The sequence below is a fragment of the Pseudomonas sp. GNP014 genome (assembly GCF_054344005.1).
The window spans coordinates 1764531-1779328 of the sequence record NZ_JBTGUS010000001.1; the positions used below are offsets into that span (position 1 = coordinate 1764531).

Genomic DNA, 14798 nt, shown 5'->3' on the forward strand with positions numbered 1-14798 from the left:
CCCGAACTACTTTCAAAAGGTGCTGTTGAGTGTTGAAAATTGCCGTGGCGTTTTTCGGGATTCCGAGAAATTCGTCGATCTGTTTCCCCTCCATCGAACAGAACGTGCTGGCGCAGTTGCCTGCGGGCAGCGACGTAAAGTGCTTTTATCACCTGTATAAAATCGATGAAGTGCAGAACACCCGTTCTGGCGAAAAAGGCGAACTGGCGGCGGACAACTACCAACCCTTCGAGTCGATGTCCGGCGGGCTGACCTCGACCGAGGGCGTACTGGAGCGTTGGGATTTCGAACAGGTCAAGGCTCAGGGCGATACCTGGGGCGATGACTATGCGTCGCTGCGCAACCTGATCTATCAGCTCAACTCGCTGCACACCGTCACCGGCATGATCGAACCGTTCAACCCGGATTTCGTCGTGTTCGTGCGACCGGACAATTTCTTCCACAACGCGTTGCCCGGTTATGTGTTCAACCATGCGCAGGCGCGACGCCACAACGCGTACATTCCGGACTGGCAGTGGTGGGGCGGGCTGAACGATCGCTTTGCCATTTGCGGGCGCGATACCTATGTCGCCTATGGCAAGCGCATCGAGCGTATTTTCGATTTCTGCAAGGCGACGGGGCGCAAGCTGCATTCCGAGCGTCTGCTCAAGTACGCGCTGCTAGAGGCGGGTGCCAAGGTCTGCACGTTGCCGACCCAGGCCTCGCGTGTACGGATTACCGGGGCGTTTGCCGAAGAATCGTTCTCGCCCAAGCGCGGCATGGGCAAGCGCGAAAACCGCTATTTCCACTTCTTCGCCACGCTGCGCACCTGGATGGATCGCCGGCGCTAGCGGCTATTTGCTTGCGCGCTTTTTGCCCAGGCCGACCAGCCGCAGCGCCTTGATGCTCAACTGCTTGAGGCCCTGACGCGGGGCTTTCGCCGGTTGCAGGCCCTGTTGCACCAGCCAGTCCTTCCAGCGAATTCGCTCTTCGCGCACGACCCAGCCGGTCTGCGTGGCGAAGCTTTCGGCCAGATACAGGCCACGCGTGCCGGCCGGCACGAGTTTGTCGCGCTTGAGGGTGTAGAGCTCGGCCAGCGGCGCGCCATCCTTGAGCGGCATCAGGTACAGATCCGGGCGTTTGCGGTCCAGCCGCGCGACCAGTTGATCGCCCTCCAGACGTTCATCGACATGAAACAGGCTCAGGGATTTGGCTTCCTTGGGCACGTCCAGGCGCAGGTCGTAGATCAATTGCAGCGATGCCGTCGGCAGATGTACATAAGCCCGCGGCCGTTCGACCAATTGCAGATTGGCGCAACGTATCGGCCGCGCCGATCCGGACAACGGGGTCAGGCGAAACGGCAACGCCTCGCGGTAGTGCAGGGCCGAGGCGTAGGGTGCCGGCAGCCAGGTGTCGTTGAAGCGCCCCCCGAGCCAGCCTTCCGGCGTCTCCAGCAGGCACTCTTCAGCGATTTCCTGAATGGCCGTGTGCAGCGGAATGTTCAGTTCGTGAGCCGGCACATAACCGGAAATCAGTTTCAGTACCACGTCGCCGCGATCCTGCCGCCGCTGGCGCACCAGCACCCAGTAATCGCGATTCTGCCAGTGCAGGGTCAGGCGCACCGAGACCCCGAGATTGGCCAGCTCCAGCGAGAAGCGTTCGGTGTCGGCGACACTCACCGGTTTGCGTCGCTGCAACGTCTGGGCGAAGTTCAGCGGCATGCCGACGCTCTGATAGGCCAAGCCGTCGGGCGTGGCTTCGACGAACAGGGGCAGGGTCTTGAAGTTGCTCGGGTTCTTTCTGATGAGCGTGCGCGGCATATCGGCTCCTGCTTAAGGCCGCGAAGCGGCGTCAGTGACCACGAAGGACCCGGGCAACGGTCGCAACGTTATGGGCGAGGTGCAGCGGATTGATCGTTCCGACAATAGCACTGGCCACGCCAGGCTTCGCAAACAGCAACTCGAAGCTGGCACGCACCGGATCCACTCCCGGGCTCAGGCACACGTGGCCGCTGGCCAGGGCTTTCTTCACCAGAATGGCTTTGCCGTGGGCAGCAGCATAGTCAATGACTGCCTTCTCGTTCTGTTCGTTCAGATTGTAGGTGACCATCGCGCAGTCCCCTTGCTCCAGCGCCTTGAGCCCGCCTTCGACGGTTTTGCCGGAGAAGCCGAAGCCGCGAATCTTGCCCTCGGCCTTGAGCGCCGCCAGCGTGGCGTAGACCTCTTCGTGTTCGAGGATGGCCATGTCATTGCCGTCAGAGTGCACCAGGACCAGGTCGATAGAATCCGTTTCCAGACGTTGCAGGCTGCGTTCCACTGACCTGCGCGTGTGCGCCGCGCTGAAGTCGTGGCGCGACAGGCCGTCGGCAAATTCCTCGCCGACCTTGCTGACGATCACCCAGTCCTCGCGCTGGCCACGCAGCAGCGGGCCGAGACGTTCTTCGCTGCGGCCGTAAGCCGGCGCGGTGTCGATCAGGTTGATGCCCAGCTCGCGTGCCTGCCTGAGCAGCATGCGCGCAGCCTCGTCATCGGGAATCTGGAACCCGTTGGGGTATTTCACGCCTTGGTCGCGGCCCAGTTTCACCGTGCCCAGGCCCAGCGGCGAAACCGTCAGGCCGGTGCTGCCCAATGGGCGATGGAGATCATGCAGAGTCGCGATACTCATGGCAGCAGTTGCTCCCAGGCAGCAATGCCCATCGGTGGTTTCGGCAGTGCCGGCAGGGGTTCGGTGGCATGTGGCTGGATGCCGTCGCGCTGCAAGGAGGCGATCACGCGGTCGGCAAAGTCCGGTGCCAGTGCCAGTTTCGTCGGCCAGCCCACCAGCAAGCGGCCCTCGTCAGCGAGGAACGCGTTATCCGGACGTGTCAGGCCGGTTTGCAGCGGCTCGGCACGGTCGACCCGCAGCGTCGCCCATTGCGTGGTGCCAAGGTCGATCCACGGTAGCAATTGCGCGATTTCCTTTTGCGCGGTGGCGATCTGCTCGGCGGGCTCGCGGGCGACACCTTCGCTTTCGGCGATGTCACCGCCCATGTACCAGACCCACTGACCGTCAGCGGCCGGGTGGGTGGTCACGGTGATGCGCGGCTTGGTGCCGCCGCCCAGGCAATGGGCGTAGAGCGGTTTCAGCCCCGGGCCTTTGGCGATGATCATGTGCAGCGGCCGGCGCTGCATGGCCGGCTGGCTCAGGCCCAGGGCCTCAAGCAGTTGCGCGGTACCGGCGCCAGCGCTGAGGACGATGCGCTGGGCGCGGATCTCGCGACCGTCGACCTGCAGACCGACCAGCACTCCCGCCTCCAGCAGCGGCTCGATGGTTTGCCCGGCGAGCAGGCCGTCACCGGCCAGATCGGCCAGGCGCGCAATCAGGCTCGGCACATCCACCACCAGTTCGGCGAGGCGGTAGACCTTGCCCTTGAAGCGCTTGTCTTGCAGGGCCGGCGGCAATTGCTCGCCCTTGACCTGATCGACCCGGCCACGCACGGCCTTGCTGGCGAAGAAACTGGTGAGGTTGCCGGCCAGGGTGCCGGGTGACCACAGGTAATGAGCCTCGGACAGCAGGCGCACGCCGGACAGGTCCAGCTCGCCATGGCCGGCGAGGGCTTCACGCCAGCGGCGCGGCATGTCGGCGATGGCCTCGGAGGCGCCGGTCAGTGCACCGTGCAACGCGTACTTGGCGCCGCCGTGGATGATGCCCTGCGACTTCACTGTCTGCCCGCCGCCGAGGCTGGCGCTTTCCACCAGCACGGTCGAAAACCCCTGACGGCGCAGACGCGCGTTCAGCCAGAGGCCGGCGACACCAGCGCCGACAATCAGAACGTCGGTGGAAATAACGGATGGCATGCAACGACCTCAGTGTTCAAGACGAGGGCGCAGTATACAGACTCGGGAAAGAGGGGGATTTGTCGATGATCAACAGCCGTGGCGCAAAAGCACTGTGGGAGCGAGCAGGCCCGCCCCACAGGGGAGGTGTGCAGTGCAGGTCAATGCCCGGCGGTCTTGGAGAACAGCTGGATGACCACCACTCCGAGGACAATCAATGCCATCCCCAGCATCGCCGGCACGTCCAGCTTCTGCCCATAAATGAACAGCGCCGCGATGCTGACCAGCACGATCCCCATGCCCGCCCAGACGGCGTAGGCCACACCCACCGGTACGGAGCGTACCACCAGGGTCAGCATCCAGAAGGCGATGCCATAACCGACGATCACCAGAATCAGCGGCAGTGGTGTGCTGATGCCTTTGACCGCTTTCATCGACACGGTGGCGATCACTTCGGCGCAAATGGCAATGGTCAGATAGACGTAGGCGTTCATGGTTCAAACCCTCAAATGAAACGTTGCTTTCAGGGCGGCATTCTAGTGATTCGTCAGATGGGGTAAAGTCATTACCTATCTGTTTTGAAGATGGGTTGGTGGGGCGGTATGCAGTGGAATCTTGATCAGCTCCGAGTGTTTGTCGACGTCGCCGAACAGCGTTCGTTTTCTGCCGTTGCGCGCCGGCAGCGCAAGGCGCAATCGGCGATCAGCAGCGCGATTGCGATGCTTGAGGATGATCTGGGCGTCAGCCTGTTCGAGCGTAGCAGCGGTCGCCAGCCCTCGCTCACCGAAGCCGGCGAGGCACTGCTGGAAGAGGCGCGGGAAGTCTTGCGTCAGTGCGAGCGTCTCAACGGCCGGGCAATGGCGATGCTGCGTGGCCAGGAAGCACAGTTGCGCGTGGCGCAGGACGAAGCGATGCCCTATCAGGCGCTGGTGGAAAGTTTCGGCGCACTGGCCGAGCAGTTTCCGAGTCTGGAGGTGCAGTTGACCAGCGCCGCCCAGGGCGAAGTCGCGCGCAAACTGGTGGAGCGCCGGGCCGATCTCGGTCTGTTGTTTTACCACGATGAAATTCCCGAGGCGCTGGAGCGCCGGGTGCTGGGCAGTGTGGAAATGGTCACCGTGTGCGGCATCAACCATCCGCTGGCGGCGCAGTCCTACGTGACGTGTCAGCAGTTGGCGCAGCACCGGCAATTGCTGATGTCGACGCAAACCAGTGTCTACCCCGGCAATGAGCCGGCCAGCCCGCAGGTGTGGCGCGCTGACAGTTTCTACGTGATGGCCGAATGGCTGGTGCGCGATCTCGGTTGGGCCTGGCTGCCACGGCATGTGGTGCAGTATTCCGCCTATCAGGGCCTGATGGTCGAACTGGACAGCGAATGGACACCGCCAGCACTGGTGGTGGAACTGGTCTGGCGCCGCGATGAACCGCTGGGGCCGGCGGCGCGCTGGCTGGCTGAACGTTTTGCCGTGCACTTGCGGGCGATCGGCGATAAAAGTCGATAAACTCCGCCGCCATGAATAGAACTCTCTACACCGCGCTGTTTTACCTGGGGCTGCCATTGGTGGCGATTCGGCTGTGGCTGCGCTCGCGCAAGGCCCCGGCGTATGCCAAGCGGATTGGCGAGCGCTTCTCTTACGGGATGCCGTCACTGCAGCCCGGCGGGATCTGGGTGCACGCCGTGTCGGTGGGCGAAAGCATTGCCGCCGCGCCAATGATTCGCGCCTTGCTGCAACGTTATCCACAGCTGCCGATTACCGTGACCTGCATGACCCCGACCGGTTCGGAGCGGATTCATGCCTTGTTCGGCGACGAGCCGCGCATTCAGCATTGCTACCTGCCTTACGACGTGCCGTGTGCGGCGGCGCGCTTTCTTGATCGGGCACAGCCGAAACTGGCGGTGATCATGGAAACCGAACTGTGGCCCAACCACATTCATCAGTGCGCCAAACGGGGGATACCGGTGGCGCTGGCCAACGGCCGACTGTCCGAACGTTCGGCCCGGGGTTATGGCCGCTTCAGCAAACTGACCGCGCCGATGCTGGCGGAAATGAGTTTTTTCGCGGTACAGACCGAAGCCGAAGCCCAGCGCTTTCGTGATCTGGGGGCACGGCCGGAGACAGTCGAGGTTACCGGTTCGATCAAGTTCGACCTGACCATCGACCCGCAACTGCTGCAACGCGCCAACTCACTGCGCGGCCAATGGCAGGCGCTGGAGCGCCCGGTGTGGATCGCCGCCAGTACCCACGAGGGTGAGGACGCAGTGGTGCTCGACGCCCATCGTCGTCTGCTGACGAACTACCCGAATGCGCTGCTGATTCTGGTGCCGCGCCATCCCGAGCGCTTCAACTCGGTGTTCGAGCTGTGCCAGCGTGAAGGCTTTGCCACGGTGCGCCGTTCGACCGGTGCCAACGTCGAGGCACACACCTCGGTGCTGCTCGGTGACACCATGGGCGAGTTGCTGTTTCTCTATGCGTTGGCCGACAGCGCTTTCGTCGGCGGCAGTCTGGTGCCGAACGGCGGGCATAACTTGCTGGAGCCGGCGGCCCTGGCCAAACCGGTGCTCAGCGGCCCGCACCTGTTCAATTTCCTCGACATCGCCGCGCAGTTGCGCGAAGCCGGCGCACTGGCGGAAGTGGATGATGCCGAAGGGTTGGCGGTGGAAGTGCAGCGCCTGTTCGAATTGCCTCGCGATGCCCAGCGCATGGCCGAGGCCGGGCTGGCGGTGATGCGCCGCAATCAGGGGGCGTTGCAGCGCTTGCTGGACGGGCTGGGCAGACTGATTCGCTGAGGAAAAACCAAACCTGAGGCGAGGGAGCAAGCTCCCTCGTCTCAGGTCCAGCGTTGGCTTTGAGGAAGTGTCCTTCAGGCTTTGGGGAATCCCCCTACATCTATCTTTTTTTCGTCTTGTTAGCGTGCTGGCCAGTTTTCGCGAGCACGAACCAAGGACGGTTTGGACATCGCGCTCTTTTCCTCTTTGCTTAAGGATAAGCGTATGTTCCGGTCGGCCAATGCCGCGCATTTTGCGTTGCAGATTCCTGCTATCCGTCACGACTTTCAGGTGCTGGCGTTCAATGGCACCGAAGCGATCAGCACCCTCTATACCTTCCACATCGAACTGGTTAGCGAGCACCCGGATTTCGATCTGGAACGCCTGCTCAGCCAGCCTGCGTTTTTGCAGTTTGGCCACAACGGTGAAGGTATTCATGGGCGTATCGAAGACGTCCTGGTCGGTGAGGCCGGCAAGCGCCTGACCCGTTATCACCTGACGCTGGTGCCGGCGCTGCATTACTTGCAGTTCAGCCACGATCAGCGGATTTTCCAGCAGCGCACGGTGCCGCAGATCATCGCGCAGGTACTCAAAGGACATGGCATTCAGGGTGATGCCTTTACCTTTCATGTCACGGCGAACCCGCCGCGTGATTACTGCACTCAGTACGGCGAATCCGATCTGGAATTCATCCAGCGCCTGTGCGCCGAAGACGGCATCGCCTGGCATCACCAGCACTCGGCGGAGGGCCATTTGCTGGTGTTCACCGACGATCAGGTGTTTCTGCCCACCCTCGGCGCCACGCCGTATCAGCAAGATAGCGGGATGGTTGCGGAGCATCCGGTGGTCAGCCGTTTCAGCGTGCGCAAAAGCACACGCACCAGCACCGTTACTCGCCGCGACTATGACCTCAAGCGGCCGAGCCTGCTGATCGAAAGCCGCTTCACCGCCGAGTTCACCCCGACGCTGGAGGATTACCGCTATCCGCTGTTGATCGAGAACGAAAAGTCCGGCAAGCAATGGGCCCGGCAGGCGCTGGAGCGCCATCGCAGCGACTATGAATTGGGCCAGGGTCAAAGCGATCAGGCAAATCTGCGCTGCGGCCATCTGTTCGAACTGACCGAACACCCGCGCAAAAGCTGCAATGATCTGTGGCTGTTGCTCAGCGTATCTCACACTGGGCGACAGCCTCAGGTGCTTGAGGAAGCGATTACCAGCGACACGAAAGACACCGACGGTTTCACTCAGGGTTATCGCAACACCTTCAGCGTGATTCCTGCCGAGGTGGTGTTTCGTGCGCCGCTGCCGACACCGCGCCGTCCGCTGGTCTGCCAGACCGCACGGGTCACGGGGCCTCCCGGTGAAGAAATCTATTGCGACGAATATGGCCGAGTGAGGTGCGAATTCAACTGGGACCGCGCCGAACTCAACAGCGAGCGCAGCAGTTGCTGGATTCGGGTGTCGTCGAGTTGGGCCGGGGAAGGCTTCGGTTCGGTGACGATTCCACGCATCGGTATGGAAGTGGTGGTGACCTTTCTCGAAGGTAATCCGGACAAACCGCTGATCACCGGTTGCGTGCCCAACAAGGTCAAGTCTGCGCCCTGCACCTTGCCCGAACAGAAGACCCGAACCGTACTGCGCAGCCACAGTTCACCGCACACCGGCGGTTACAACGAACTGATGATCGAAGACCGCGCCGGCCAGGAAAAAATCTACCTGCGCGCCGAACGTGATTTCGAACAACTGATCCTCAACGACAGCCACAACCAAATCCGCCGCGACCGTTTCGAGCAGGTGGACAACCACAGCACCAGCCTGATCAAGGCTGACGAGCGCCACACCACCGACGGGACGCGCAACACCGTGATCGGCCGCGACGACCTGCTCAGCATCAGCGGCAACAGCAGCACCACGGCGCAAGGCACGCTGGTGATTCAGGCCGGCCCGCATGCGCGGGTTACGGCCAGTCAGGTGGTGATTGATGCCGGCACGAGCCTGACGCTGACTGCTGGCGGCCATCACCTCGTGATCAATGCGGGCGGAATCTTCAGCAGTGTGGCCATCGTCGAGGGGGGCGCGCCGATGACAGGTGTCGCGCCGCAGACCGCGTTGGCGGCAGTGCCCGACGATTCACAGGTGCTGATCGCGCTGTCCATCACCCCGCAAATAGCCGCGCTGGCTCAGGCCGCAGAGCAAGCCGCTTCAGTCTGCGCCGTGTGCGAAAAACTGGCGCAGGTGAACGCATGAATCGGGCTTACCTGTTGCTGGATCGAGTCCAGATCGAAAACCTTTCGGATCGTCTGTTTGAAATGACGGGCGGCGCGACGGTTCACTCGCTTTATCAGCGCACCGCTTACAGTCATATGGAAAGTGTCGGCCCCGTGCTGATCGGCGTCGTGCCCGATAGCCCGCTGGCAAAGGTTTTTTCGCAGGAGTGGAGCGAAACGGCGGGCATCTGGCTGGAGTCGGCGGCCGATGAGAGTCAGGTGCAGGAGCATTTGCGCAGCTTGATCCATGCCCGAGTCGAGGGGGCAGCGACGGTTTTCTTTCGGTTCTACGACCCCCGTATCACCGCGTTGTGGCTGATGGACTTGCCCGCGCCCGAACGGGATAGGTTGATGGGGCCGGTACGGCTGATCCGTCTGCCGGAGTCACAAATCCATCAGCAAACCGAGCAACCTGCGATCCCGTATGCGGATAAGCCGTGGTTGCTGCTGACAGCGGAACAACTCGATCAACTGAACACTGCCAAACGCAAGTGTTTCGCCCGGCAATTGATCGAATACGGTCAATGTCACTTCCCCAAATCCCTTGGTTCACTGGCTTCGACTGCTTTGCAGCAGTGGGCCATGGACTGTCAGGCCAGTGCTGCACGTAGCGGCTTCAGTGCCGTCGATGAAGTCTTTCTCTGGGTGCGTTTCTGTGTGGTGTTGGGCGCTGACTTCCCCGATGGCCCTGAGCACGCTGCATACAGGCAGTTACTGGCCGAACCTGGACTCTTGCCGCGCCAGCGCTTGGACAACCTCAACCGTGCATTGACGCACCAGTTACTGAACGACAAGGACTTCACGCGATGAGCGCCGAAAAACTGGCCATGGTCGATGAGGCCGCTCAGGCCGAACGCGCGGCCAAAGCCCAGCCCCACGTGGACATCAACGGCCTGGTGCATCCATGCCCTGCCAGTCAGCCCGAACTGTTTGTCGTACCGGTTCGCTACGCGCTGGCGCACGAAAAATCTGAGCACGTTTGTTGCGTTCCCGCTATCGCGCCCGAGAGTCGGCCGATGGCCGCACGTCGTTTGCGGGCAGGGTTTGTGTACCTCTGGCAGCATCAGGGGCCGCTCAAGCGTTTTGCTGTTTCGCCACAGGGGCTGTTGCAGGAACAGGCGTTGGACGCGGCGGCCACTCCGGTACTCGACGCGACATTGACGGGCCTGGCGCTGCAAAAAATCCACGACGCCTGGATGCTTTACAGCGAGTTCCCGTTAAACGCCAAGCACTGCCAGTCGCTGAGCGACAGCAGCGCCAAACGCAGCCAGCATATGCGCCACATTGCCCTGCGCACGGTGGCCGACGAATTACAGGCCCCGCACTGCCCACCGCTGCAGAAGGCCGACGAGGTCATGGCCGAACTCATCCCTGACAGCTACGCCCGGTCGATGAAAGCCGATCAGCAAAAAAACGCCGAGGACACCGACGCACTCGGCGCGACGCTGTTAGAGAACCCGACCCCGACCAACATCAAGGCCTACACAGACGCCAGGCATCGTATTCGTGAGCGTCACAAAGTTCTCGATCAATATCCCGACGCCAGTGACGAGCCACCGGGCGAATGGAGCGCCGAGCCATGGGACGGGCAGGGCACGCGGGACTGGCTGGAAAACGCCCAGGCACACACCGGGGGGCTGTTCGCTGTCTTCGCCTGCCTGGACGACGATCTGGGTGTGTTGCGCGACATCAACCACGAACAGGAATGGCTGGAAACCGGCCACGAAAAATGGTTGGGCGAAAACAATCTGCGCCTGAGCATCGGCGGGTTTGTGCGCAGTCTGATCACTGAAGATGGCGCCGAACTGGCCGGTAATCTCAGTTATCGCTACAAGGATCGCGACATCAGCCTCACGCCCGAGCAGGGCCAGATCATGCTCGACACCCAGGATCGGCTGAATGAGGAACTCAGGGCTGAAACCCGCGCCCGTCAGTACGGCGGTCGGCCGACTCAGGTCGAAGCTGCGGCTCGTGATGCGCGGATCGCGGCGATTGTCGGCCCGGTGCGGGCGTTTATACCGGCGGACCTGTACTACGAGGCAGAGGCCGTTGTCCGTGAATATCGCGCGCAAAAACACGCCAACCTCAACAGCCATGCGTTCAGCGCCAAGGTCGGCGAGTACATCGACCTCGACGCCATGAACACCTGGTTCACTGACACCGCCGCTGCGCATTATCAACAACTCGAACAACGCCACACCGCACTGTTCGCCGACCGTGGCGTGTACCTGAAACGCTCCGCCAGCGGCACCTGGTTTGTCGATTACGACGACCTCGAAACCCGCCAATGGCTGACCGAACTCGCCACCGGTTGCCTGACCGCGCAATGCATCCGCGCCCAGGGCGCCGAGCAATACGCCGACTACGTGCGCACCGCCGACGGTGGCGCACTCCGGCAGTTGTTCCACGCCTGGACGCCGTCGCTCGAAGCGGCGGTCAACAACGCCTCGCGCCTCGGCGAGTTGATGGCCGCACTGTCCGCCGACAACCTCAGCGCCACCCATCAGGCCCTGGCGCCGTTGAGCGTGGCAGTGCTTGATCACATCGCAAGCATGGCTCGGGATGCCGGCAGCCAATGGAGCGTGCTGGTCAATCGGCTGGGCGCGGCGTTGCTGCTGCTCAAGGGTGACAAGGGCTTCAGCGCGTCCTGGATGAGCATTTTTATTGCCGCGAGGTTGGGCGCTGAGAGCCGTTTGCAATTCGTGACCGAGGGCGTGCGCCCGGCGTGGAAATTGTTGGGGCAACGGGCCGAGGCGTTGGATGAATGGGTGAGCAAGACGGGGAAAGCGATTGGCGTTGGGCGAGTGGAACGGATTGTGAATTCGCCGGTGGTGGTCAACAGCGGGGGAGTGGTGCCGCTGGCCGCGTTGTTGCTGAACGTGGTGAATGTGCAGAACTATTTGCGCGAGGCCGGGGTGCTGGAGGGGATGGAGGCCCGGCGGGTGAATGAGACCGTATCGGCGAGTTTGTATGGGGCGGCGGCGTTGGTGGCGGTGGTGGATAGTCAGGTGAGGATGGGGTTGGGGGTTAAGGAGTTTGGTCGGGGCCGGTCAATCGCTCCGACTTTAACGTTGTTTGGTGGGGTGATTGGTGGGTTGTCGGCGGGTGCTGCGTATCAAGAATTCAGATCCTTGCAAAAGCGATTTGAAAACTCCCAGAGTCAGACTGATCCCTGGCTGCAAATGCGCCAAATTGCGGTAGGAGGACAAGTGACCGCATTTAGTGCCCAAGCAATACTGGGAGCTTCTTACACGATGAGAGCGTTGGCTGGTTCGATAACAGCCGAAGTCGCAATCTTGCGTTACACGCTGTACATGGGGCCGCTGAACTGGATTATTGCTGGATTAGGCTTGCTGTATCTGACTGCCTGGATTTTCGAGAAAACGCCGCTGCAAAACTTCCTGAACAACTGCTGTTGGTCTAAAGCGCGAGCTAACGATTTGGAACCCATTGCGCCTAAAGCCCAGCAGGACGAACTCGACCGTTTGTACCTCATCCTCTATACGCCTCGGGTCACCATGCAAAGCAGTTCTGATCCGGCGCCTGATAATGGCCGTTCCGGCCTGGCTTTCGTCAGTGCCATTAATTCTCTGACCATCGACTTGCCGGGCGCCGAGCCAGGCAGTGTCTACCTGGAACTGAGCATGATCGGTGACCCGGTGGATACTCTCGAAAACCGATATTTGATCAAAAACAGTCGGACCGGCAATTTCAAACCTCCCCGTCCGTGGCGCGATATGACGCCCTACTGGTTGCCGGGCACCCTCTGTCAGTGGATACCGATCGAGGAAGGCCATGGGCTGCGTATAAGTGGCCCTTTCAAAGAGGTGAAAGACTTACTGAGCACACCACCTGGCACGTTGTCGCTAAGGTTGCGTTATCGCACGCCTCTGACCGGGATACTCGGTGCTCGTAGTTTTATCGGCGGGGAGCGAGGTTTGGCTTTTACCTTGAACAACTCAACGGGTGTCATAGCGCTGCGAGCCGACCCAACGCCTGAACTTGACCGTGTCCCGAAATACCCACTCGGTGAGGATCACCCTGGAGCTATTTACCTGCAGCCGAAGGACAAGCGATGAGTACGCCACCGGCAGGAACAACGGAAAAAAGGATGTTCTCGCGTAATGATTACTTGGCGCCATTGCCTATTCCTACGGGTGAAAAGCCTTGTGATGTGCTTAATACCGTCTGGCGCAAAAATGAGATATTTCTCGATGTCGGTAACTACAGCATCGGCTCGGCCGTGATGGTGATGTGGCCGACGATGATGGTGTTTTTAGCTATTTCTTTTTTTACTCGAAATCTCGACCCTGATTACAGCCGAGATGTTTTGATCCTAGGGGCCGTTATATTGGGTGTCCCTACGCTGATTTTGATCCAAAGCCTGTTCCGCAAAGTCCCCTTACCCATGCGCTTCAATCGCCAACGCCGCGAAGTCTGCGTCCCCCGCGACAACGGTGAATATTGGATCGTCCCGTGGGAAACCGTAACAGCCGCCGCCACCCAGCAGTCATCCGTCAGTCAGGCCGGCAAAGCCACAATGGGTCTACTGGTCATCGGTTTCGAAAATCCAGACCCGCACGCCACGGAAGACAACAAACACTTTTCCCTAGGTTTCAACTGCGGCGGCGGCACTACCGCGATGGCTTTGTGGGAATGCATACGCAGTTACATGGAAATTGGCCCGCAAGTTTTGCCACAGACAAATGACTTTGAGGGTGGTCGAGAAAAGCTGCGAGGCCGAAGCGTCTTCTGGGGGATTTGTTGTGAATATGTGGATGGCATCAGACAGCATCTGGTCGCGCAAGAAGTTGGCAAGGCGGCGTGGCTGGTCATCGGTGCGGTGCTTTTGGGTGCCCCACTGGCAATGATGTTGCAAGAGTGGAAGTTATCGCCTCCCCCGGATCTGTCCCATCCCGACATCATCGAATGGTCAAAACCACTCCCAGCGGATGATTGGGCCAAACGTTCCGCCGAGTTGGAAGAGGCCATTGCCAAACGCGAAACCGAGTTGGCCGGACGAGTTGAGGCACAGGCATGAGTACGCCACCGGCAGGCACTACGAAAAAAGGGATGTTTTCGCGCAATGATTACTTGGCGCCGTTGCCCATTCCTACGGGTGAAAAGCCTTGTGATGTGCTCAACGCCATCTGGCGCAAAAACGATGTGTTTCTCGACATTGGTAACTACAGCATCGGCTCGGCGGTGATGGTGCTTTGGCCAATGGTGGTGTTGTTTGCGTTCATGGGATATCTGTTCAGGAATGATCACGATGAAATGCATATTTTTGCGGTCATGACCGCGTTCATTATTGGAGTGCCAACCTTCTTTCTAATCCAAGGCCTCATCCGCGAAGTCCCCTTACCCATACGCTTCAACCGCCAACGCCGCGAAGTCTGCGTGCCCCGCGACAACGGTGGATACTGGATTGTCCCGTGGGAAACCGTAACGGCCGCCGCCACCCAGCAGTCATCCGTCAGTCAGGCCGGTAAAGCCACAATGGGTCTGCTGGTCATCGGTCTCGAAAATCCAGACCCGCACGCCACGGAAGACAACAAACACTTTTCCCTAGGCTTCAACTGCGGCGGCGGCACTACCGCGATGGCATTGTGGGAGTGCATACGCAGTTACATGGAAATCGGACCTGAGGCCGTCCCCGACAGTCGAGTGGGTATCGCGCCTTACGAAGAAACCCAAATCGGATCGCTCCTTGTCGACTTGCGCAAAGGGGAAGTGTTGAGCGTCCTGTGGGGAGTTTTCTGCATAACGCTTCTGGGCACTTATCTGGCGGAAAAGCTGCAGGACTGGAAGCTTTCCCACCCACCGGAATTGCCCCATCCCGACATCATCGAATGGTCAAAACCACTCCCTGCGGATGACTGGGCCAAACGTTCCCCAGAGCTGGAAGCTGCCATCGCTCAGCGCGAAGCTGAGCTAGCCGAGCAAGCCTTGCTGATGAATCGGTGCTGAGCC

12 protein-coding genes are annotated in these 14798 nt (G+C 60.6%); 8 read left to right on the forward strand and 4 right to left on the reverse strand.

All coding sequences use genetic code 11. From position 1 onward, the window contains the following. Positions 1 to 29 precede the first annotated feature (29 nt). Positions 30 to 830 (forward strand): hypothetical protein, encoded by an 801-nt coding sequence (locus ACXX9E_RS07985; RefSeq protein ID WP_123470837.1) that lies wholly within the window; start codon positions 30 to 32, stop codon positions 828 to 830. A gap of 3 nt (positions 831 to 833) precedes the next feature. On the opposite strand, the gene ACXX9E_RS07990 is transcribed toward ACXX9E_RS07985, so the two are convergent. From ACXX9E_RS07990 to ACXX9E_RS08005, 4 genes are all read right to left on the reverse strand, one after another. Beyond that, entirely contained in the window at positions 834 to 1799 is a 966-nt protein-coding gene (locus tag ACXX9E_RS07990) for a metal ABC transporter ATPase (RefSeq protein ID WP_123470839.1), read from the reverse strand. 31 nt (positions 1800 to 1830) lie between these two features. Next, positions 1831 to 2643 carry an aldo/keto reductase gene (locus ACXX9E_RS07995; RefSeq protein ID WP_123470841.1) on the reverse strand — a complete coding sequence of 271 codons (813 nt, stop codon included), beginning with the start codon at positions 2641 to 2643 and terminating at the stop codon, positions 1831 to 1833. Beyond that, positions 2640 to 3815, reverse strand: a complete 1176-nt coding sequence (locus ACXX9E_RS08000; RefSeq protein ID WP_222833801.1) for an NAD(P)/FAD-dependent oxidoreductase — start codon at positions 3813 to 3815, stop codon at positions 2640 to 2642. The genes ACXX9E_RS07995 and ACXX9E_RS08000 overlap by 4 nt, the downstream gene beginning before the upstream one ends. A gap of 140 nt (positions 3816 to 3955) precedes the next feature. Next, entirely contained in the window at positions 3956 to 4288 is a 333-nt protein-coding gene (locus tag ACXX9E_RS08005; RefSeq protein WP_123470844.1) for a DMT family transporter, read from the reverse strand. A 108-nt stretch (positions 4289 to 4396) separates the two neighbouring features. Here ACXX9E_RS08005 and ACXX9E_RS08010 point away from each other — a divergent pair, with 108 nt between their 5' ends. The 7 genes from ACXX9E_RS08010 (at position 4397) to ACXX9E_RS08040 (ending at position 14795) form a co-directional block, all read left to right on the forward strand. Continuing rightward, complete coding sequence (locus ACXX9E_RS08010; protein WP_123470846.1) at positions 4397 to 5293, forward strand: LysR family transcriptional regulator; 897 nt, start codon at positions 4397 to 4399, stop codon at positions 5291 to 5293. A gap of 11 nt (positions 5294 to 5304) precedes the next feature. Continuing rightward, the gene (gene waaA / locus ACXX9E_RS08015; RefSeq protein ID WP_458555257.1) at positions 5305 to 6579 is read left to right on the forward strand and encodes a lipid IV(A) 3-deoxy-D-manno-octulosonic acid transferase; all 1275 of its coding nucleotides are present in this window, start codon (positions 5305 to 5307) and stop codon (positions 6577 to 6579) included. Positions 6580 to 6783: 204 nt separating this feature from the next. Then, positions 6784 to 8805: a type VI secretion system Vgr family protein gene (locus ACXX9E_RS08020; protein ID WP_458555258.1), complete on the forward strand. Its 2022-nt coding sequence runs from the start codon at positions 6784 to 6786 to the stop codon at positions 8803 to 8805. Next, entirely contained in the window at positions 8802 to 9635 is an 834-nt protein-coding gene (locus tag ACXX9E_RS08025; RefSeq protein WP_458555259.1) for a DUF4123 domain-containing protein, read from the forward strand. Before ACXX9E_RS08020 ends, ACXX9E_RS08025 begins: the two co-directional genes overlap by 4 nt. Next, the gene (locus tag ACXX9E_RS08030) at positions 9632 to 12904 is read left to right on the forward strand and encodes a toxin VasX (RefSeq protein WP_458555260.1); all 3273 of its coding nucleotides are present in this window, start codon (positions 9632 to 9634) and stop codon (positions 12902 to 12904) included. The genes ACXX9E_RS08025 and ACXX9E_RS08030 overlap by 4 nt, the downstream gene beginning before the upstream one ends. Next, entirely contained in the window at positions 12901 to 13866 is a 966-nt protein-coding gene (locus ACXX9E_RS08035) for a hypothetical protein (RefSeq protein WP_447808135.1), read from the forward strand. Before ACXX9E_RS08030 ends, ACXX9E_RS08035 begins: the two co-directional genes overlap by 4 nt. Beyond that, a complete protein-coding gene (locus tag ACXX9E_RS08040) occupies positions 13863 to 14795 on the forward strand; it encodes a hypothetical protein (protein ID WP_458555261.1) in 933 nt (310 codons plus the stop codon). Before ACXX9E_RS08035 ends, ACXX9E_RS08040 begins: the two co-directional genes overlap by 4 nt. Positions 14796 to 14798 lie beyond the last annotated feature (3 nt).

Excerpts from the sequence above, each read along its gene's own strand:
- ACXX9E_RS07990 (WP_123470839.1), bottom strand. The coding sequence starts at position 1,799 with ATGCCGCGCACGCTCATCAGAAAGAACCCGAGCAACTTCAAGACCCTG.
- ACXX9E_RS07995 (WP_123470841.1), bottom strand. The coding sequence starts at position 2,643 with ATGAGTATCGCGACTCTGCATGATCTCCATCGCCCATTGGGCAGCACC.
- ACXX9E_RS08000 (WP_222833801.1), bottom strand. The coding sequence starts at position 3,815 with ATGCCATCCGTTATTTCCACCGACGTTCTGATTGTCGGCGCTGGTGTC.
- ACXX9E_RS08005 (WP_123470844.1), bottom strand. The coding sequence starts at position 4,288 with ATGAACGCCTACGTCTATCTGACCATTGCCATTTGCGCCGAAGTGATC.
- ACXX9E_RS08010 (WP_123470846.1), top strand. The coding sequence starts at position 4,397 with ATGCAGTGGAATCTTGATCAGCTCCGAGTGTTTGTCGACGTCGCCGAA.
- waaA (WP_458555257.1), top strand. The coding sequence starts at position 5,305 with ATGAATAGAACTCTCTACACCGCGCTGTTTTACCTGGGGCTGCCATTG.
- ACXX9E_RS08020 (WP_458555258.1), top strand. The coding sequence starts at position 6,784 with ATGTTCCGGTCGGCCAATGCCGCGCATTTTGCGTTGCAGATTCCTGCT.
- ACXX9E_RS08025 (WP_458555259.1), top strand. The coding sequence starts at position 8,802 with ATGAATCGGGCTTACCTGTTGCTGGATCGAGTCCAGATCGAAAACCTT.
- ACXX9E_RS08030 (WP_458555260.1), top strand. The coding sequence starts at position 9,632 with ATGAGCGCCGAAAAACTGGCCATGGTCGATGAGGCCGCTCAGGCCGAA.
- ACXX9E_RS08035 (WP_447808135.1), top strand. The coding sequence starts at position 12,901 with ATGAGTACGCCACCGGCAGGAACAACGGAAAAAAGGATGTTCTCGCGT.
- ACXX9E_RS08040 (WP_458555261.1), top strand. The coding sequence starts at position 13,863 with ATGAGTACGCCACCGGCAGGCACTACGAAAAAAGGGATGTTTTCGCGC.